This window comes from Flexivirga aerilata (assembly GCF_013002715.1).
Lineage (GTDB): Bacteria > Actinomycetota > Actinomycetes > Actinomycetales > Dermatophilaceae > Flexivirga > Flexivirga aerilata.
Genome location: NZ_JABENB010000001.1, coordinates 626,860 through 646,453, shown reverse-complemented (window position 1 = coordinate 646,453; position 19,594 = coordinate 626,860). Strand labels below are relative to the sequence as shown.

Below are 19,594 nucleotides of genomic sequence, written 5' to 3'. Positions count from 1 at the left end.
TATGGCGCGGGCGCTCATCCGGATGCGAGCGGCTCCCGGCATACCCCATAGGGGTAAGTGGTATACACGGATGGTCCGTCCGACGATCCGAGGAGTTGCTGTGCGTAGGACCACCTGGTCGAAGTTTGGTGCGATCGCGAGTGTTGCCGGGGTGCTGGCCGTCGCGGGATGTTCGAGCGACGGAGGTGGTGGCGCGGCCTCGGCACCGACGTCCGCGTCGTCGGCGGCGGGCATGACCGGGAAATCTGGGATGTCAGGGATGCACCACGAGATGGACGGTGGGCCTGCGCCCGCCGGGATGAAAGCCGCTGTCAATCCTGAGTTTCCGGTGGGCAGCGAGGTCGTGCTCACCGCCGACCACATGCCGGGCATGAAGAACGCCAAGGCCAAGGTCGTCGGCGTCTACGCGACGACGACCTATGCCGTGAACTACACGCCCACGACCGGTGGCGCGCCGGTCAAGGACCACAAGTGGGTCGTGCAGCAGGAGGTCAAGGGTGCCGGCGGCAAGCGTCTCGCCGACGGCACGCAGGTCACCCTCGCCACCGATCACATGCCCGGCATGGACGGCGCGAAGGCAACAATCGCCGGGTCCACCACCGAGCCGGTGTATGTCGTCGATTACGACATGAACGGCATGACGATGAAGAACCACAAGTGGGTCGTGCAGGACGAGCTGAGGGCCGCCGGATCCTGATCCCTCTGGCGGTCGTGACCCAGATCACCTAACCTGAATCGGGTAACTACACCTGTCGTAAAGCTGGGAGATCTGATGACCGCGATCGACGAGGTACGCCGCAGCGTTCGCTGGGGCATCGGGCACGCCCTGCCCGGCACGCTCATGCGGCTCGGGGCGCGACGCGGCGACCTGCAGGGGCAACTGGCCACGCGCGCCAAGACGCACTCCACCGACGAGCTCGTCCCGCTCTTCGAGGAGATCCGGGCCGAGGGACCGATGGCCCGATCCCGGATCGGCTATGCCACGGTCGATCACGCTGCAGTGCGAGAAGTGTTGTCCAGCAACGACGTTCGCGCGGGCATCGGCCTGGGCGACGAGAGCATGCTGACCCGCGCGCTCAACTGGGCGGCGCGTGCCGGCATACATCCGGTGGAACCGCCGTCGATGCTGGCGACCGAGCCCCCGGACCACACGCGCTACCGCAAACTGGTGACCAAGGTCTTCACGGTGCGCGCGGTGGACCAGTTGCGCGACCGCACCGAGAAGCTCGCCGCCGAGTTGCTCGACGCGATCCCGGCCGGCCGTGAGGTCGACCTGGTCGAGGCCTATTGCGCGCAGCTGCCGGTGCAGGTCATCGCCGAGATCCTCGGAGTGCCGGAGAGCGATCGGCAGCACGTGCTCGAGATGGGCACCGCCGCGGCCGCGAGTCTCGACATGGGACTCGGCTGGCGCGAATTACGCACTGTCGAAACGGCGTTGGACGACTTCGACGCTTGGCTCGGTGAACATCTCGGGCGGCTGCGGCGCGAGCCCGGTGACGATCTCTTCAGCCAGTTGGTGCGGGCCAGTGACGAGGGCCAGCAGCTCACCGAGAAGGAGCTGAAGTCGACGGCCGGGCTGGTCCTCGCGGCCGGCTTCGAGACGACGGTCAACTTGCTGGGCAACGCGATTCGGCTTTTCGACGAGCATCCCGAGCAGTTGGCGACGCTGCGTGCGGAGCCGCAGCTCTGGCCGAATGCCGTCGACGAGGTGCTGCGCATCGCGCCGCCGGTGCTGCTCACCGGACGGCAGGTCGTGCGGGACTCCACGATCGCCGGCGTCCCGGTCAAGGACCAGCAGGTGATCATGACCGTCCTCGCCGGGGCCAACCGCGATCCGAAGGTCTTTGCCGAGCCGGATCGCTTCGACGTACGACGGGAGAATGCGCGTGACCACGTGTCGTTCTCCGCCGGACGCCACTTCTGCCTCGGTGCCGCGCTCGCGCGCATGGAGGGCGAGGTCGGTCTGCGGGCGCTCTATGACCGGATTGCGGAAGTCGAGTTGCTGCCCGGTGCGCACCGGCGGCCGACCCGGGTGTTGCGCGGTTGGGAAAGCCTGCCGGCGCGGGTGCGCTGACCGGCTTGGGCCCGAGTCACTTTACAAACACCTTCATTTTGTAAAGCAGGCGGTGTAAGGTGCGTCACGCTGGATGCGCCGACCCCTGGAGATCATCATGCGACGACCCGTCGCGCTCGCCCACCGACTGCGCCGCCCCCGGCACGCGAAAAAACCTGCGCAGCAGCAGGATTGGGACTTCTTCGGGCCGGACTCGGCGTCCTGGGAAGGTGTGGTCCTATCCGACGTCGTTCTGGCTGGGCTTCTCCCGTGCGGTGACGATCGAGGAGCTCGACCCGCTGCCTGTCGCCTCGGTGCAGGAGAGCGGCCAGATCAAGCAGCGCACCCCGCTCCGTTACGACCGCACCCTGCAGTACTTCGCGACGGTGATCTTCGGCGATGCGGAGTCGGTGCTCAAGGCGTCTGAGATCCTCGTCAAGGTGCACTCCCGGGCGATCGGCACCGACCCGGTGACCGGGAGGCGGTATGACGCCAACGATCCCGAGTCGCAGCTGTGGATCCACCTGACCGCGTGGCACTCGATCCTTTACACCTACGAGCGCTTCGGCCCGGGCAAGCTGTCCGCCGAGGAGGAGTCGCGCTACTGGCGGGAGTGTGCGATCGCTGCCGAGTTCCAGACCATCGACCCCGAGCGCGTGCCGCGCAGTCGGGAAGGCGTCCCGCAATACTTCGAGGACTACCGCCCGCAGCTGGTCGGATCCGAGCTGGCGCGCGACATGTTCCAGTTCCTCGCCAATATGGAGCTGCACTCGATCCCGCACTCCGTGCCCTACGCGATCCGCTGGACGATCAACGCCTTCATCAGCCGCGCGGTCATCTCGACCTTCCCGCGCTGGACGCGTGATCTCGGCGGCACTCCGCAGAGCCGAGTCACCGATGCGGTGGTCACCGCGGCGACGAAACCCGTTGTGCGCGTGGCCAACTGGAGCCCGCGCGTGAAGCTCGCCGTCATCGGTTTCCTGTCACCCCGCACGCGTCCGGTGCTGACGCCCGTCTTCCGCGACATCGACCCGGTCGAGAAGGTCGTCTACACCCCGGCGGAAGCCCGCGGGAAGTTCGGCTTCGACACCATTCCCGCGCAGTGGGCCGCGCTGACAGCGAAGACGAAAGCCAAGGCGTACGAGCACAATCACCACGACCCGATCCTGGAGTTCGCCGACGCGCAGGCGTCCTGAGAGTCGTCTTCGCGACCGGCCGCGCCCGGTGGCGTCAAATTCGTGGCGCGGTGACGCAAGGAGCTGGCCGAGGCGGACGGCTGTGCTCCCGAGGATCCTTCCCCGGCCGCGGCGACGTGCGCCGGGTAGCTGTGCCCGCGGGCCATTCCGATGTCGTGCGACAAAGTGACGCCTAGGTATTTGTGTCGAACATATGTACAGCCGGGGTGATTGGCGGTATTCTGATAGCACGACGAAAACCACCGCGGCGGAAGGAGATTCGGGCCATGTCTCTCGATTCTGCGGTGCCGTTGCCGGAGTGTCCGGGCGCGCCTGCCGGGGCGGCATTGGTGCCGGTTGAGCCGGGTCGTGGGCAAGCTGCTCTGCAGGAGTTGGAGGCATTGGTAGCGGTCGTTGACGAGCTGCCTGCCCTGATCCATCAACTCGGGGATGCGCAGGTGGAGTCGTTGACGCAGGTGCTGCTGCGGTTGCATGGGCGGTCGGCGCAGGTGGCTGCGGTGGTCACTGCGGATGCGGTGGACCGGGGCACGGTCGCGGGCTCGACGGCCGCAAACACGACGCAGTGGGTATGCCGTCACGCCGAAGCGTCCGGGGTGCCGATCGAACCGGGCGAGGCGAAGTCGATCGCGGTGGTGGCCGAGGCGTGCCGGGAGCGGAAGAACGCGGTCATCGCCGCCGCGGTCGCACGTGGATCGTGCACGGTGTCGACCGCGCGGGCCGCGTTGACCAACGCGGACAAGGTCGCGCCGGTCATCCCTTCGGCGGACCGGGGTGAAGTGCTGGCGTGGTTCCTGCAACTCGACCCGGCACTCGGCGCCAAGGGTGTGCAGGCATTGACCCGGAAGATCCTCGCCACTTACGCCACCGAAGCACTCTCCGTGCAGGACGCGAAACTCGAACAGGTCGAAACGCTGACGTGGGGTACGACTGCCACCGGGATGACCCGGCTCGTGGCCGAACTCGCGCCCGCCAATGCTGCCGTGCTCAAGGCGGCGATCACCGCAGGATCCGCACCACGGCCTGCCACCGCCGAGGCCGGCGGTTCCAGTCTCGCCGGATCGGGCGACGCGGGCGGCGCGACCGGGGCCAGCGAGTCGGGCGGCAAAGGCACTGGCAAATCCTTGCGGGATGAACGCACTCCGGGCAAGCGCCGGGCGGACGCGCTGATGGAGCTGATTACTGCAGGCGCGAAGGTTGCCGCCGGTGAGGTCGCACCCGTCGGGTCGGCGGCCACCATCCTGCTGACCATGGACCTCACGTCGCTGACCGACGGCATCGGCGCGGCGACCACCCCGGGCGGGGACGTCCTCGACGCCGGAGCCGCCCGAAGGGCAGCCTGCGATGCCGATCTGATCCCCGCGGTCCTCGGTGGGCCGAGTCAGCCGATGGATGTGGGCCGGCGAGAACGCCTGGTCACCAAGGGTTTACGCGCGGCTGTGCTCATACGCGATGGCGGGTGCACGTTCCCCGGGTGTGATCGACCACCAGGTTTCTGCGAGGTCCATCATGTGATCCCGTGGTGGGCCGGCGGAGAAACCAGCCTGACCAATTCGGCGATGCTGTGCTGCCGGCATCACCAGGAAGTGCATCGCCGCGGGTTCATGGCACGAGTCGGCCCCGACGGCGTCACCTGGGAGCTCACCCCCGGCCGCATGCCCAGCCACACCCACGCCGCCGCATAGCTGAGCGCGGCACCATCGAGCTATGACGCGGAGCGAGCCCGACGAGTGGGACATCGTCAGCGGAGTCGGCATCACCGCACTCGCCGTGGCCGCAGCGCGAGCCATCGCGTCGCATCGTCCGGACCGGCTCATCGACGACCCGTGGGCGGAGCGGTTCGTGCAGGCGGCGCGAGCACCGAAACCGCTGCCGACCAGACCACTGGCCGCGCCCGAAACAGCCGCCCCGCCCGACGCTTCACGCGCCGCCTCCCTCGCCGCGACCTGGCAGATGATGGCCGCCTACCACGGAGTGCGGACCCGATTCTTCGACCAAGTCCTGCTGGCCGCCGCCGACACCGGCATCCGCCACGTGGTGATCGTTGCTGCCGGACTCGATAGCCGCGCCCACCGACTGCGCTGGCCGCGCGGCACGACGGTGTACGAAATCGACCTGCCCCGCGTCCTGGACTTCAAGGACCTCGTCTTCGACCGGTATGCCGCAACGCCCGCCAGCGAGCGCCGCCCGGTGCCGGCCGACCTGCGCGACGACTGGCCGAGCGCACTGCTGGCGGCCGGTTTCGACCCACGGCTCCCGTCAGCCTGGCTCGCCGAGGGCCCGCTCGCCTACCTGCCGACCGACACTCAGCGTGCCCTGCTGGAGTCGGTCGACACCTTCGCGGCACCGGGCTCCTCCCACCTTGCGATCGAAGACTTCGCTGACCTCGGCGCCCAGCTGCGCGACCCCGCACTCACTCACCTGAGCGAGGCGGTCGGCGTCGACCTCGGACGGTTGGTCGCGACGGGTCAACGCATCGACCCTGCGAAGTGGCTCGCCGACCACGGATGGCGACCCGAGGCGCAGTCGGCGACTGCGGTCGCGGACGGATACGGCCACGAATTCGACCCATTGACAGCGCGGTTCAACGCAGACGTGCGATTTGTGACCGCCCACCGCTGAAGCGGCGGACGCCAACGATCGATCGACGCACTCGTCGGCGTAACGTGCGACGCATGGACTTTCGATACCTCGGCAACTCAGGTCTGAAAATCTCTGAGATCACCTACGGCAACTGGCTGACCCACGGGTCGCAGGTGGAGAACGAGCAGGCGGTGCGCTCGGTGCGCGCAGCGCTCGACGCCGGCATCACCACCTTCGACACCGCCGATGTCTACGCCAACACCGCCGCCGAGACCGTGCTCGGCGGCGCACTCGCCGGCGAGCGGCGGGAGAGCGTGGAGATCTTCACCAAGGTCTACTTCCCGACCGGCCCCAAGGGCCCCAACGACACCGGCCTGTCCCGCAAACACATCATGGAGTCGATCGAAGGCTCCCTTCGCAGGTTGCGCACCGACCACGTCGACCTCTACCAGGCGCACCGCTACGACTACGAGACCCCGCTCGAGGAGACGATGCAGGCCTTCGCCGACCTCGTCAGGCAGGGCAAGGTGCTGTATGTCGGGGTCAGCGAGTGGACCGCCGATCAGCTCAAGGCCGGGCACGCGCTGGCGAAAGACCTTGGTTTCCAGCTGATCTCGAACCAGCCGCAGTACTCGATGCTCTGGCGGGTCATCGAGGAGAAGGTCGTGCCGACCAGTGAGGAGCTCGGCATTTCCCAGATCGTCTGGTCACCGGTCGCCCAGGGCATCCTGACCGGGAAGTACAAGCCGGGCGAGCAGCCGCCCGCCGGGAGCCGCGCCACGGACGAGAAGGGTGGCGCCGACATGATCTCCCGCTTCATGAGCGACGAAACCCTCACCGGCGTGCAGAAACTCGCGCCGATCGCGCAGGACCTCGGCCTCACGATGGCCCAGCTCGCGGTCGCGTGGGTCCTGCAGAACAAGAACGTCGCCAGCGCGATCATCGGCGCCTCCCGCCCCGAGCAGGTCACCGACAACGTCAAGGCCTCGGGCGTGAAACTGGACGAGGAGACCATGCGCCGCATCGACGACGCGATCGGTGGCCTCGCACAACGCGACCCGGAGCAAACCAAGTCGCCGGAGCACCGGCTGACCTGAGACGTATGGCGGGGGTCTCGATACGCCGGCCGTCGGCTCGCAGGCTCGCCGGCGGCCGGCTACTCGACCAGCGCAACGGGCGCCTGTCAGCTACTCGACCAGCGCAACGGCGCCTGTCAGCTGCTCGGCCGTTCCCGATGCTGATCGAGTAGGGCAGCGCGGCGAGCGTGCGAGCCGGGCTGGCCGTATCGAGATCAGCCGAATCCCGGTGGCCGGCTGGCTTGGGAGGTATGGCGGGGGTCTCGATACGCCGGCCGTCGGCTCGCAGGCTCGCCGGCGCCCGGCTACTCGACCAGCGCAGCGGCGGCCGTCGGCTCGCAGGCTCGCCGGCGGCCGGCTACTCGACCAGCACAACGGGGCTGGCCGTATCGAGATCACGCCGAACGCCGGCGGCCCTTGCGCGGCTTCAGGCGCACCGCGGGCAGGTCGGGTGCGGGGATGCGGGCGACCTCGCCGACATACCCCTCGACCGTGCCGAAACGCCCTGTGTCTGCTTGCCATTCGTCACGAGCAGCGACGATCTCCTCGTGCGTGCGAGCCACGAAGCTCCACCACATCATGATGTCCTCGTCGAGCGGCGTGCCGCCGATCAGGATCACCCGGGCACTGTCGTCGCCCGAGGTCAGCCGCAGCAGCGTCTGACCGGTCTCGACCACGCCGAGCTCGGTCCGCTCCAGCAGCAGCGCCTCGTCCTCGCTCGCATCACCCGGCGCGAGCGTGACCTCGCCGTCGTCGACGATCACGCCGTGCTCGAAATCCGGGTCGACCTCCAGGTCGAGCACGGTGCGGGGGTCGAGCTGCAACTCCGCGGCGACGAGCGGGCTGAACGTGCGCACCGGCGACGACGCACCGCAGAGCGATCCCACGAACACGCGGGCCGTCGCCCCGCCGGCCAGCACCGGCAACTCGGTGGCCGCGGTGACGAAATGGTCGAAGCCGTTGTCGGCCTCGCGGCTCGCATCCGGCTGGGCCACCCACAGCTGCACGCCGCGTAGCGACTCCGCGCGCGACACCTCCGAGTGGCTGATGCCGTTGCCCGCGGTCATCAGGTTGACCTCGCCCGGACGCACGATCTGCGTGTTGCCCGCACTGTCGCGGTGCTCGACCTCGCCCTCGAAAAGCCAGGTCACCGTTTGCAATCCGCAGTGTGGGTGCGGTGGCACGTCCATCGGGGTCGTCGACGGGCCGAAGTGATCGGCGAAGCACCACGCGCCGACGAGTGTGCGGTCGCGGTGCGGCAGGGTCCGCTGCACGAAGATCGCGCGAAGGCCGCCGAGCGGCACCTCGCGCGCTTCCAGGCGCTCGAGAGACGTCACGACATACAGGTTAACCCTCAAATTTGAAGTTAGGCTGGTGTCCGATGGCACAGTCGCGCACCCGCACCTGGCGGTCGTACTTCGAGTCCAGCATCCTGCTGCAGACCCGGCTGGACGACGAGTTGCGCGCCGACGCGGGGATGTCGTTGTTCGAATACCACCTGCTGCTACTCCTCGTGCAGGCCGATGGCCGGATGCGGATGGGCGACCTGGCCCGGGCCATGGTTTTCTCCAGCAGCCGACTCACGTACCAGGTGGGCGTGCTGGAGCGGCGCGGCTGGGTGAGCCGGCAGCGCGACGAGCACGATGCCCGGGTCAACTGGGCGTGTATCACCGCGGAGGGGCACCGGGCGTTCCAGAAGGCCGGCCGCCCGCACCTGGCGCTGGTGCGCAGCCTCTTCCTCGACGACCTGTCCGACGACGAGCTGGCGGTCCTGGACCGCGTCTTCACGCGATTGCTCGGGGAGCTTCGGGAATAATTAAAATCTGAAAGAAGTTGGGACGGACATGCCTGCTGTCACAGTCGAGAACATCCTGACCCTGCCCCGCGTGTCGACGCCCGCGCTGACCGCAGTCGATCGGCGCGTGCGCTCGATCACCACCGCCCCCAAGGGTTTCGAGGGCGAGGGCTTCCCCGTGCGGCGTGCCTTCGCCGGTGTTTCGATGGCCGACCTCGACCCGTTCATCCACATGGACCAGATGGGTGAGGTCGAGTACGCCCCGGGCGAGCCCAAGGGCACTCCCTGGCACCCGCACCGCGGCTTCGAGACCGTCACCTACATGATCGACGGCGTCTTCGAGCACCAGGACAGCCACGGCGGCGGTGGCAGCATCACCGACGGCGACACCCAGTGGATGACCGCCGGCTCCGGGCTGCTGCACATCGAGAAGCCGCCGGAGCAGCTGGTCATGTCCGGCGGTCTCTTCCACGGACTTCAGCTGTGGGTCAACCTCCCGAGCACCCAGAAGATGTCCGACCCGCGCTACCAGGACATCCGCGGCCGCGAGGTGTCCCTGCTGTCGAGCACCGACGGCGGCGCCCTGCTGCGCGTCATCGCCGGTGAGGTCGACGGCCACGCCGGACCCGGCATCACCCACACGCCGATCTCGGTGCTCCACGCGACCGTCGCGCCCGGCGCGCGGGTGCAGCTGCCCTGGCGCAAGGACTTCAACGCACTCGTCTACGCGCTCGCCGGCCGCGGCAGCGTCGGCGCCGAGCGACGCCCGATCGAGTCCGGTCAGCTCGCGGTCTTCGGCGCCGGCGACGTCATCGAGTTCGCCGCCGACGACAACCAGGAGTCGCGCAGCCCGAGTCTCGAGCTCTACATCATGGGCGGCCGGCCGATCCGCGAGCCGGTTGCGGCATACGGGCCGTTCGTGATGAACACCCGCGACGAGCTGGTGCAGGCGTTCGAGGACTTCCAGGCCGGCAAGCTCGGCACCGTCCCGTCCGAGCCGCACCCGGGGCACGACGTGCTCTAGAGCCGTATGACGGGAGCCGCGCCCCGGCTCACCTTCGCAGCGTGCCCGGGCCGCCCGCCGGCCCGGGCGCGCCGCGCGTTCGCGAACCATTTCAGGCCCGTGCGCACCCGCACTACTACTGCGGGTAGTAGCATCTACTACGACGACCAGTAGTAGATGAAAGGAGCCAGCGTGGACGCCTTGGATCTGGCGCGATGGCAGTTCGCCATCACGACCGTGTACCACTTCCTGTTCGTGCCGATCACCATCGGGCTGTCGGCGATCGTCGCCGGACTGCACACGTGGTACCTCGTCAAGCGCACGCCCGAATTACTCCGGCTGGCAAAGTTTTTCGGCAAGTTGTTCACGATCAACTTCGCGCTCGGCCTGGTCACCGGCATCGTGCAGGAGTTCCAGTTCGGGATGAACTGGTCGGCATACAGCAAGTTCGTCGGAGACATCTTCGGCGCGCCGCTGGCCTTCGAGGCGCTGCTCGCCTTCTTCCTGGAGTCGACCTTCCTCGGCCTCTGGCTCTTCGGCTGGGGCCGGCTGCCCGAGAAGATCCACGTCGCCTGCATCTGGATCGTGCACATCGGCACGGTGCTCTCGGCATACTTCATCCTCGCGGCCAACTCCTTCATGCAGCACCCGGTCGGCTGGCGCTACAACCCGCAGTCCGGCCGCGCGGAGCTCACCGACTTCATGGCGGTGCTGACCAACAAGGTGCAGATGGTCGCCTTCCCGCACGTGCTGACCTCGGCCTACCTGGTCGGCGGCGCGGTGGTGCTCGGCATCGGCCTGTGGCTGATGCGCAAGCACCCGCATGACCGCGGGATGTATCGCAAGGCCGCGCGGGTCGGTGCGGTCGTCACCCTGATCGCCGGTGCCGGCGTCGCGATCACCGGCGACGCGCAGGGCAAGGTGATGACCGAGGTGCAGCCGATGAAAATGGCTGCGGCAGAAGCGCTTTACACCACCCGCGACAGCTGCGCGGAGTTCTCGATCTTCACCATCGGGTCGCTCAACGGTGAGCAGGAGCGCTACGCGATCACCGTCCCGTGTCTGCTGAGCTTCCTCGGCACCGGCTCGTTCCAGGGCAAGGTCGAGGGCATCAACGACCTCAAACGTGAGTTGCCCGCGCAGATCACCCAGGAGGCGCAGGCCAGGCAGGAGCCGCTGCGCTACGTGCAGCCGCCGGACGCGGTGTTCACCCCGAACATCCCGCTCGCCTACTGGTCGTTCCGGCTGATGATCGGCGTCGGCATGGCCGCCTGCGGCGTCGCGGTCCTCGCCCTCTGGTTCACCCGCAAGGGCCGCGACACGATCCCGCGCTGGATGGTCTGGGCGGCGATCGCCACCCCGTTCCTTCCGTTGCTGGGCAACAGTTTCGGCTGGATCTTCACCGAGACGGGACGGCAGCCGTGGCTGGTCTACGGCGTCATGACGACCGCCACCGGAGTGTCCGGCAACTCCGCCGGCGCGGTGCTCACCTCCATGGTCGTCTTCACCGTGCTGTATGCCGCGCTGGCCGTCGTCGAGGTCAAGCTCTTCCTCGACTACACGCGCCGCGGCGCCGACTCCTACCACCCGACGAAGCAGACGGCCGAGGACGAGCCGTTGGCCTTCTCCTACTGAGAAACCAGGAGATTCACCATGTCTCTTGAGACGCTCTGGTTCATCGCGATCGCCTTCCTCTGGTCGGGGTACCTGATCCTGGAGGGCTTCGACTTCGGTGTCGGCATGTTGCTCGCGGTGATCGGCCGCGGCGAGACCGAGGCCGAGACCAATGACAAGCGCCGGCTCATGCTGACCACCATCGGACCGTTCTGGGACGGCAACGAGGTGTGGCTGATCACCGCTGCCGGTGCGATGTTCGCGGCCTTCCCGGCTTGGTACGCAACGATGTTCAGCGGCTTCTACCTGGCGATGCTGGTGTTGCTGGTCGTGCTGATCCTGCGCAACATGGGCCTCGAATACCGCTACAAGCGGGACAGCGCCCGGTGGCGCGGCTCGTGGGACGCGGCGATCATCGGCGGCTCGCTGCTCGCGCCGCTGCTGGTCGGCATCGCCCTCACCAACCTGGTGCACGGCGTCCCGATCAACGCCCAGGGCGACTTCACCGGCAACTTCTTCAGCCTGCTCAACCCGATGAGCATCCTGGGCGGCATCACGTTCGTCGCAATGTCGCTCACCCACGGCGCGTTCTTCCTCGCGCTCAAGACGACCGGTGAGATCCGGGAAGCGGCAAGGAAATTCGCCGGTCGCTTCGGGGCGATCGCGTGGGTGCTGCTGGCCGTGCTGCTCATCTGGACCAACGTGCACACCGGCACCGCCTGGTCCTGGGCGGCCTCGGTGGTCGCGCTGGTCGCGCTCGGCTCGTCGGCCATTGCCGACCGCGCCGGCCGGGACGGCTGGGCCTTCCTCGGCACGTTCTTCGCCATCGGGCTGACCGCGGCGACCTACTTCCTGGCCGTCTACCCGGATGTCATGCCGAGCACCACCAACCCGGCATACAGCCTGTCGGTGCACGAGGCGGCCAGCACCCACCTGACGCTGCAGATCATGACCGGGGCGGCCGTGGTGTTCCTGCCGATCACGCTCCTCTACAGCGCCTGGAACTACTGGGTTTTCCGGAAGCGCCTGTCGCCAGCCAACATCGAGCCGCAGGGCGACCCGCTGGGCCCGGTCGAGGCACAGCAGCACGCATGAGGCCGTTCGATCCGCGGCTGCTGCGCGCCGAACCCGGCGCGCGGCGGCCGCTGGCCGTGCTCGGCGCGCTGGGGGTCGTCCAGGGGGCCCTCGCCGTCGCGCAGGCCTTCGCGGTGGCCGCCCTGGTCGTCGCGGTGGTGCGGCACGAGTCGCTCGTCGCGCCCGCGGTTGCGGTCGTCGCGCTCTTCGGTGCGCGCGGCCTCGCGGCCGGTATGGCGGAACGCGTTGCCGCCTGGGCGGCTTCGCGGGTTGCGGCACTGCTCCGGCGGCGCGCCGTGACCGCCTGGCTGCGCGCTCCGGCGGACGACCGGCCCGCCGAGCAGCAGATGCTCGCCCGGGCGACCGGCGGCGCGGCGGCGGTCGAACCCTACGTGTCCCGCTACCTGCCGACACTCGTGTCGGCGTCGGTGGTGCCAGTGCTCGCGCTGATCGCGCTGGCCGTGACCGACTGGGTCAGCGCGCTGATCGTGCTGCTCACCCTGCCGTTGCTGCCGCTCTTCGCCGCGCTGATCGGGCAGCACACGCAGGACGAGACCGCTCGCAAGCAGCACGAATCCGACCGGCTGACAGGGCATTTCCTCGACGTCATGCGTGGGCTGCCGACGCTGGTCGGCTACCAGCGGGCCGAGCACCAGGTCGGCGTGGTGCGCGCGGTGGGGGAGCGGCACCGGCGGGCGACCGTGCGCACGCTGCGCACCGCATTTCTCAGCTCGGCCGCGCTCGAGCTGCTCGCCACCATCTCGGTGGCGATCGTCGCGGTCGCGGTCGGCCTGCGGCTGGTACACGGCGGCATCGACCTGCAGGTCGGGCTGGTCGCGATCTTGCTTGCACCGGAGGCGTATTGGCCGATCCGCCGGGTCGGTCAGGAGTTTCACTCGGCGGCCGACGGGGCGCAGGCGCTCGATGACCTGCTGGTCGGATCCGGTGGCGCAGCAGCCGACCCAGCACCCGCTGACGCAGCAGCAGCCGACCCAGCAGCTGCACACTCAGCAGCCGCGGACACTGGCCGGCGGGCGCTGCAGCTGACCGCCGCCGGTTACCGCTACCCGGGCGCCACGACGCCGGTCATCGACGACCTGACTCACCGGTTCGGCACCGGGCTCACGGTGTTGCGCGGCCCGTCCGGTGCCGGCAAGACCACCCTGCTGGAGCTGCTCGCCGGCACCCGCCGCCCGACGGACGGCACCGTCTCCCGTCCCGGGCGAGTCCATTACGTCACCCAGCGTCCCTTCGTCGCACCGGGCACGCTGCGCGACAACCTGACCGCCGCCGAAGGCGTGGGTGACGTCCCGGCCGGCACTGGCTGGCTGCCGGCGCCGTTGCGGGAGTTGCCGCTCGGGCTCGAAACCCCGCTCGGTGACGACGGATTCGGGCTGTCGGCCGGTCAGCGGGCGCTGCTCGCGCTCGTGCGGGCCGAGCTGGCCGGGGCCCCCGTCATACTGCTCGACGAGCCGACGGCGCACCTGGACGCGGCGTCCACGGCCGCGGCGCACGAGCTGATCACGCGCCTGGCCGCCGATCGCATCGTCGTGGTCGCGACGCACAGCGAGTCGTTGCAGGCGCTCGCGACCGACGTCGTGGAGTTGTCGCCGCGCGACGTGCTGGCCACCGCCGCACTGCCGGCCCCGACATCGCCCGCCGCGCCCCCGGCCGTCACCGCCGTCACGCAACCGGACGGAGCGCAACCGCAGACCGCGCGCGGATCGCTGTGGCGCCCCGCGCCGGGCGTGCTGCGCGCGGCCGTCGTTGGTGCGCTCGCCTCCACCTGCGGGGTCGCGCTCACCGCGACCTCCGGCTGGCTGATCGTGCAGGCGAGCACCCGGCCCCCGGTGCTCAGCCTGCTCGTCGCGATCGTTTGCGTGCGGGCCTTCGGCATCGGCCGGCCGGTCCTGCGCTACTACGAACGCATCCGGTCGCACGACGCCGCACTCGGCGACCTCACACGGCGCCGGGCCGCGCTCTTCGCCCGCCTTATCCCGCTCACTCCGGCCCGGCTGGGCCGGCGCCGCCGGGCCGACGTGCTGACCGGTGCGGTGGGCGACCTGGACGACGAGGTCGACGTGCAGGTGCGCGCGATCGTGCCGCTGCTCGGCGCCGCGCTGACCTCACTGCTCGCCGTCGGCGTCGCCACCGCGCTGCTGCCGGTCGGCGGTCTCGTGCTCGCCGCGGTCGTGGCGGCCGGGTGTGCCATCGCCCTGCTCGATCACCGCCTGGAGTATGACGGGCAGCGCCGCGCCCTGCGGGCCCGCGGCGACGTCAACCGCGCGACGCAGCTGATCGTGTCGAACCTGCCTGCCATACAAGCGATTTCGGCCGAGGGTGGCTACCTGCGAGAGCTCGGCGACGCCGAAGGCGCGGCAATTTCCGCCGCCGGACGCCAGGCTCGGGGCCGGGCTGTCGGCATCGGGCTGAGCACCCTGCTGACCGGCGCCGCCGCGGTCGTGATGGCCGTCGTCGCCGCAGTCGCGTATGACGCGGGGCGTATCAACGCGCCCGTCGCCGCGCTGCTCGTGCTCGGTCCGCTCGCGCTCGCCGACCTGCTCGGCACCCTGCCGGACGCGGTCGGTGCGGCGGCTCGCGGCCGGCACGCGCGGGCCAGGCTGGAGGCGCTGACGGACCAGGAGCCGGCGGTGCACCCGCTGCCGTCCGCGGCGGACGCCGACGTCATACCGGCACGACCGGCGTTGGCACTGAAGGGGATTCGGGCGTCATGGGACGGCGATGCCGAGGATCTGCGGGTTGACGAGCTGCGGGTCGACCCGGGGGAGCGAGTCGCGGTCACCGGACCGAACGGCGCCGGCAAGTCGACCCTGTTGGCGGTGCTCGCCCGGCACCTCGACCCGACCGGCGGCAGCTACCGCTTCGGCACCGAGGACGTGCGCCTGCTCGGTCTCACCCCGGTGCGCTCGGCCATCGCGCTCGTCGACGACGAGCCACACGTCTTCACCGGCACCGTCCGCGCCAACCTGCTGCTCGCGCGGCCGGACGCGACGGACGCGCAGCTCGGCACCGCTCTGGTCGACGCCGGGCTCGGCCGGTGGCTGGCCGGGCTGCCCGTGGGCCTCGACACCGAGGTCGGGCCGGAGCGCAGCCTGAGCGGTGGCGAGCGTGCCCGGTTCGCGATCGCCCGCGCGATCGTCTCCGGCCGCCCGGTGGTGTTGCTCGACGAGCCGGTCGCGCACCTGGACTCGCCCACTGCCCGCGCGGTCATGCGCGACCTGCACGCAGCGACCGAAGGCGCGACTGTGATCGCCGTAACACACCAGGCGACAGGCGAATTCGGCGCTGACCGAGTCGTCGCCATCCAGCCCGCGGGCGCCGCAATGACACCGGCTACGGTGACGTCGTGAAGCGGCGACCGATGCCCTCGCTGGGCGAGCTGGAGAGCGCCGTGATGGATCAGTTGTGGCAGCTGCCGACCGACGGCTCGCTGTCCGTGCGCGAGGTGCAGGAGCGACTCGCCGGCCGCGACCTCGCCTACACGACGGTGATGACCGTGCTCGATCGGCTCTCCAAGAAGCAGCTGGTGAGTCGTGAGCGCGTGGGCCGCGCCTGGCACTACCGGCCGGCGGCCTCCCGCGAACAGCTGACCGCCGACACCCTGCATGCAGGGCTGGACTCCCTCACCCCGGACGACCGCCGCGCGGTGCTGCTGCACTTCCTGGAGGACGCCTCGGCCGAGGACCGTGACGCGCTGCGCGCGGGGCTCGACGAGGTCGAGCGGCGCAACCGCGCTTGAGCTGTGCCTGATCTGTGCTCGATCTGGGCCTGATCGCCGGCGTCGGTCAGCCGGCACCCAACAGCGCGCCCCACGCCAGCGCACCGGGTATGACGATGACGAGCGCCGCGGCCGCGAGTGTCGCCGCGGCGAGCAACCGGTGCGGGCGGGGATCGGCCAGCAACTCCAGGCGGCGGCCTGCCGTGCTGACGCCGCCGGCGCCGCCACCCACGCCGAGCGTCGCGTCCGGGTGAGCACCACCGGCCAGCTCGACCAGCGCTCGCGCGACCGGCACCGGGCCGACCGCGCGCGCCGCCATACGGTCGGCGAGTAGCTCGATCAGCAACCGGACCTCGACGAGCCCGCGGTCGCTGCGCACCGCGCGCGGCACTGCCGTGTGCAGGACGGTGAAGAACTCCAGCACCAGATCGTGCCGGTGCCGCAGGTGGGCGCGTTCGTGGGCGAGGACGGCCGCGAGTTCGTCGTCCGGCAGCGCCCGGATCGTGCCGTCGGTGAGCACTACCCGGGTGCGGCGGCCCGGGATGCAATAGGCGGTCGGCGTCGGGTGGGCCAGCACGGTGAGCGGTCCGTGCCCGCCCGCGGCGACCGGGAGGGCGGGCTCACCGAGCACGTCGACGAGCTCGGCGTGTTCGCGGCGTGCGGTGCGCAGGTTGCGGCCGATGCGGTGGCCCTGCACGAGGAGCCGGCCGAGCACGAGCCCGGAGATCGCGAGGCCGAGCACGAGCATCGGCAGGTTGGCGGCCGGGTGCGGGATCGCCGGCCCGTCGCGCACCACCTGCAGCACGGCGAGCGGGGCGAGGCAGATCGCGGCGAACACCGCCGAGAGCGAAACCGCCTGCCACAGCACGAGAGCCGGCCCCGGCACCCGCTCCAGCGCGTGCAGCCGAGGCAGCAGCCGCGGCACCGGCCAGGTGAGCAGCACCGCGACCACCAGCAGCAGGACGGTCAGCACCCGGCCATTGTCCCGGGCGCCCTCTCGTCGACTGACGGCTCCCTCGACGAGTGACGGTCCGATCGCGGGGTCAGTCGGCGAGGGAGCCGTCACTCGCCGGGGGTGGGAGGACGGTGGTCAGCGGGTCAGCGGGTCAGCGCGTCTGCGTCAGCGGGTGAGCGGCACGGCATACATCGTGGTGTCACTGCCGACCGACGCGACGCAGTAGGCGAGCTTGTCGGTGCCGCCGTGCGGCAGCGCCACCTGGCCGCCGCGCTCGACGGCCGCGCCGAGCGACTTGCCCTTGCTGTCCGCGGTCAGCACGTTGTCGCCGGATTTGCTCCAGGAGTTGTACTGCGAGACCGCGATCGGCGACCACTGCGCGGCGATGACGTGGGACTGGCCGTTGGTCATGTCCACCCAGGCGTTGCCGGCGACCGCCCAGCTCTGATCGGGCGCGAGCATGAAGTTGGTCGGGAAGATCGCCGGCCGGAACGGCCTGGTGGTGATCCGCGGCTGCAGGGTCGGCAACGCGAACGACCGCAGCATCGACGCCTGCGGGTCGTCAGTCGGCACGAACGCGGTGATCAGCTGGCTCGCCGTCGCCGCCACGAACGTGCCGGGGCTGCTGCCCGCGGGAGCGGCCAGGGTGGTCGGCTTCGGGGCGGTCCTGGCGTCGGTGACCCGCCATACCTGGCCCCGGGCGTTGGTGGCGACCATCGTGCCGTCCGGCAGCAGCGCCACCGGGTTGGCGGTGTCGGGCAGCGCGCGCTGGGTGATCTGGCCGCCGTGCAGCACGAAGGCGCTCGCCTTGTCGCTCGGCTTGGTCAGGATGACGCCGCTGCGCAGGATCGACGTGCTCCAGTTCTGTTCGACCGGCCAGGTCTTGGGGTTGCCGCCGGTCATCGGCCAGGCGAGGATCTGCGACTGGGTGACGACGACGACCGACTGCACCCCGTCGATCGTGGCCTGCGCCGGGCCGCGGGTGACGACCGCGTCCACCGGCAGGTCCGACTTCCACTGCTGTTTGCCGGTCGCGGCCTCGAGAGACACCAGCTGTATGCCGCCGGTCGCGTCGTTATTGGTGGTGCAGACGAGCTGGTTGCCGTTGACCACGATCTCCGGCGCGACGTCGGACATGCCGACGACCGACCAGAGATAGCTGTTGGGCAGGCCCGCGGGGGCGTTGACCCCCGCGGGCATGGCCGTGCCGGTCGGGGCCGGCGTCGGCTTGGGCTTGTCGTCGCCGCGGGTGGCGAGGAAGGCCGCGACGCCGCCGAGCACCAGCACCCCGGCGCCGGCCCCGCCGACGAGCAGGCCGCGACGGGAGACTCGGGCATCAGCTTCTGCCGAGGCGGGTTGCGCGGTGTTCTCGTCCGGCTCGCGGGGGATCGACTCGGTGGTGTCCGGGCGGTAGTCGTGCGCGGTCGAGGCGTGCGTCGTGGTGGTCGGTATGACGCGGCCGGCCTCGTCGGTCAGCGGCTCCTGCTCGGCCGGCGTCAGTGCCGCCGTGGCCGGCAGTGGCGTGGTCGCGGCTGCCGGGGTTGCTGCTGTGGGGGTCGGTGCTGCCGGGCTCGTTGGCGTCGGGGTCGTTGGCGTCGGGGTCGTTGGTGTCGGGCTCGCTGGTGTCACGGGCGCCGATGTCGTCGGCGCCGGCTGCCCGCCGATCGGCGGCACGATGCGCGGCGTCCCGTCCGGCGCGAGCGCGATGTGCCAGACCCGGCCGTCGGGGGTGCGGCCGACCACCCGCACGGTCTCGCCGGCGGCGTGGGTGTCGGCCTTGCGCCGGGCCGCGCGCAGCAACTGCTCGTAGGGGTCGTCGCCGGGCATCAGCGTGAGGCGGTCGTCGTCGACGACGCCGACCAGTTTGCCGTCGATCTCGCGCAGTTCGGCGACGTGGGACACATCGTCGGGGACCGGCTGCTCGGCCTCGGGCTGCATCGGCGTGAACGCCGAGACCGCACCAGGACGTGGTGTGGCGGCCGGTGGCCGGCCGGGGCGGGCGTCGGGGTCGGGTTCCGGCTCGGGTGCGGACTCGGGTTCGGCGGCCACAGGCCGGGAGGGTTTCGGCTGGGAGAGACCCGGTTGGGAGGGACCCGGCTCGGCATACGGCTGCTGCGGCGCGGGCACCTCGAAGGCGCGTCCGTCCGGGTCGATGGCCATGTGGAAGCTGCGGCCGTCCGGCGTGGTGCCGACCACGCGCACGGTCTGTCCGGGCAGGTCGACGTCGGCGCGCCGGCGTGCGGCCTGGATCAGCGCGCGGTGGAGGCCGACGCCGGGCGGCACCATGACGCGTTCGCCGTCCAGCCAGCCCGACTCGGTGCCGTCGGCGTCGCTGCGGACGCTCAGCACATAGGTCGGCTGCGCCGGCACGCCGCGGGCGGCCATCTCATCGTTCGTCATCGTGCTTCCGTGGTCGGGCTTGCGTGGTCGGGCTCACCGGCCGGACGGCGCTGTCCGAGCACTGGTGAACTGCCGCCCGCCAGAGTACGGCGCGTTTCGTCGGATCTCC

General features: G+C 70.2%; 15 protein-coding genes. 12 read left to right on the top strand and 3 right to left on the bottom strand.

Going from position 1 to position 19,594, the window contains the following annotated elements:
* The first annotated feature begins 328 nt into the window (after positions 1-328).
* The 6 genes from HJ588_RS19905 (at position 329) to HJ588_RS03020 (ending at position 6,926) form a co-directional block, all read left to right on the top strand.
* The gene (locus HJ588_RS19905) at positions 329-697 is read left to right on the top strand and encodes a YdhK family protein (protein ID WP_343036572.1); all 369 of its coding nucleotides are present in this window, start codon (positions 329-331) and stop codon (positions 695-697) included.
* Between the two features lie 75 nt (positions 698-772).
* Positions 773-2,074, top strand: a complete 1,302-nt coding sequence (locus tag HJ588_RS03040; RefSeq protein WP_171151817.1) for a cytochrome P450 — start codon at positions 773-775, stop codon at positions 2,072-2,074.
* 209 nt (positions 2,075-2,283) lie between these two features.
* A complete protein-coding gene (locus HJ588_RS03035) occupies positions 2,284-3,249 on the top strand; it encodes an oxygenase MpaB family protein (RefSeq protein ID WP_171151816.1) in 966 nt (321 codons plus the stop codon).
* Positions 3,250-3,515: 266 nt separating this feature from the next.
* The gene (locus tag HJ588_RS03030) at positions 3,516-4,931 is read left to right on the top strand and encodes an HNH endonuclease signature motif containing protein (protein WP_171151814.1); all 1,416 of its coding nucleotides are present in this window, start codon (positions 3,516-3,518) and stop codon (positions 4,929-4,931) included.
* Between the two features lie 22 nt (positions 4,932-4,953).
* The gene (locus HJ588_RS03025; RefSeq protein ID WP_171151812.1) at positions 4,954-5,868 is read left to right on the top strand and encodes an SAM-dependent methyltransferase; all 915 of its coding nucleotides are present in this window, start codon (positions 4,954-4,956) and stop codon (positions 5,866-5,868) included.
* Positions 5,869-5,921: 53 nt separating this feature from the next.
* Entirely contained in the window at positions 5,922-6,926 is a 1,005-nt protein-coding gene (locus tag HJ588_RS03020) for an aldo/keto reductase family protein (protein WP_171151810.1), read from the top strand.
* A 374-nt stretch (positions 6,927-7,300) separates the two neighbouring features.
* Here HJ588_RS03020 and HJ588_RS03015 read toward each other — a convergent pair whose 3' ends face one another.
* On the bottom strand, positions 7,301-8,242 hold the full coding sequence (locus HJ588_RS03015; RefSeq protein ID WP_343036571.1) for a pirin family protein: 942 nt from the start codon (positions 8,240-8,242) through the stop codon (positions 7,301-7,303).
* A gap of 44 nt (positions 8,243-8,286) precedes the next feature.
* On the opposite strand from HJ588_RS03015, the gene HJ588_RS03010 reads away from it, so the two are divergent.
* The 6 genes from HJ588_RS03010 to HJ588_RS02985 all read left to right on the top strand — a co-directional run bounded on the left by HJ588_RS03010 (position 8,287) and on the right by HJ588_RS02985 (position 16,151).
* The gene (locus tag HJ588_RS03010; protein WP_171151808.1) at positions 8,287-8,721 is read left to right on the top strand and encodes a MarR family winged helix-turn-helix transcriptional regulator; all 435 of its coding nucleotides are present in this window, start codon (positions 8,287-8,289) and stop codon (positions 8,719-8,721) included.
* Positions 8,722-8,749: 28 nt separating this feature from the next.
* The gene (locus HJ588_RS03005; RefSeq protein ID WP_171151806.1) at positions 8,750-9,724 is read left to right on the top strand and encodes a pirin family protein; all 975 of its coding nucleotides are present in this window, start codon (positions 8,750-8,752) and stop codon (positions 9,722-9,724) included.
* 171 nt (positions 9,725-9,895) lie between these two features.
* Complete coding sequence (locus HJ588_RS03000; protein WP_171151803.1) at positions 9,896-11,338, top strand: cytochrome ubiquinol oxidase subunit I; 1,443 nt, start codon at positions 9,896-9,898, stop codon at positions 11,336-11,338.
* A gap of 18 nt (positions 11,339-11,356) precedes the next feature.
* A complete protein-coding gene (cydB, locus tag HJ588_RS02995) occupies positions 11,357-12,412 on the top strand; it encodes a cytochrome d ubiquinol oxidase subunit II (RefSeq protein ID WP_171151801.1) in 1,056 nt (351 codons plus the stop codon).
* Positions 12,409-15,762, top strand: coding sequence for a thiol reductant ABC exporter subunit CydC (gene cydC, locus HJ588_RS02990; protein ID WP_171151799.1), 3,354 nt, complete (start codon positions 12,409-12,411; stop codon positions 15,760-15,762). The genes cydB and cydC overlap by 4 nt, the downstream gene beginning before the upstream one ends.
* Positions 15,759-16,151 carry a BlaI/MecI/CopY family transcriptional regulator gene (locus HJ588_RS02985; protein ID WP_343036570.1) on the top strand — a complete coding sequence of 131 codons (393 nt, stop codon included), beginning with the start codon at positions 15,759-15,761 and terminating at the stop codon, positions 16,149-16,151. Before cydC ends, HJ588_RS02985 begins: the two co-directional genes overlap by 4 nt.
* 46 nt (positions 16,152-16,197) lie before the next feature.
* On the opposite strand, the gene HJ588_RS02980 is transcribed toward HJ588_RS02985, so the two are convergent.
* Positions 16,198-17,103, bottom strand: a complete 906-nt coding sequence (locus HJ588_RS02980; protein ID WP_171151797.1) for a M48 family metalloprotease — start codon at positions 17,101-17,103, stop codon at positions 16,198-16,200.
* A 147-nt stretch (positions 17,104-17,250) separates the two neighbouring features.
* The gene (locus HJ588_RS02975) at positions 17,251-19,485 is read right to left on the bottom strand and encodes a hypothetical protein (RefSeq protein ID WP_171151795.1); all 2,235 of its coding nucleotides are present in this window, start codon (positions 19,483-19,485) and stop codon (positions 17,251-17,253) included.
* Between the last annotated feature and the right edge of the window lie 109 nt (positions 19,486-19,594).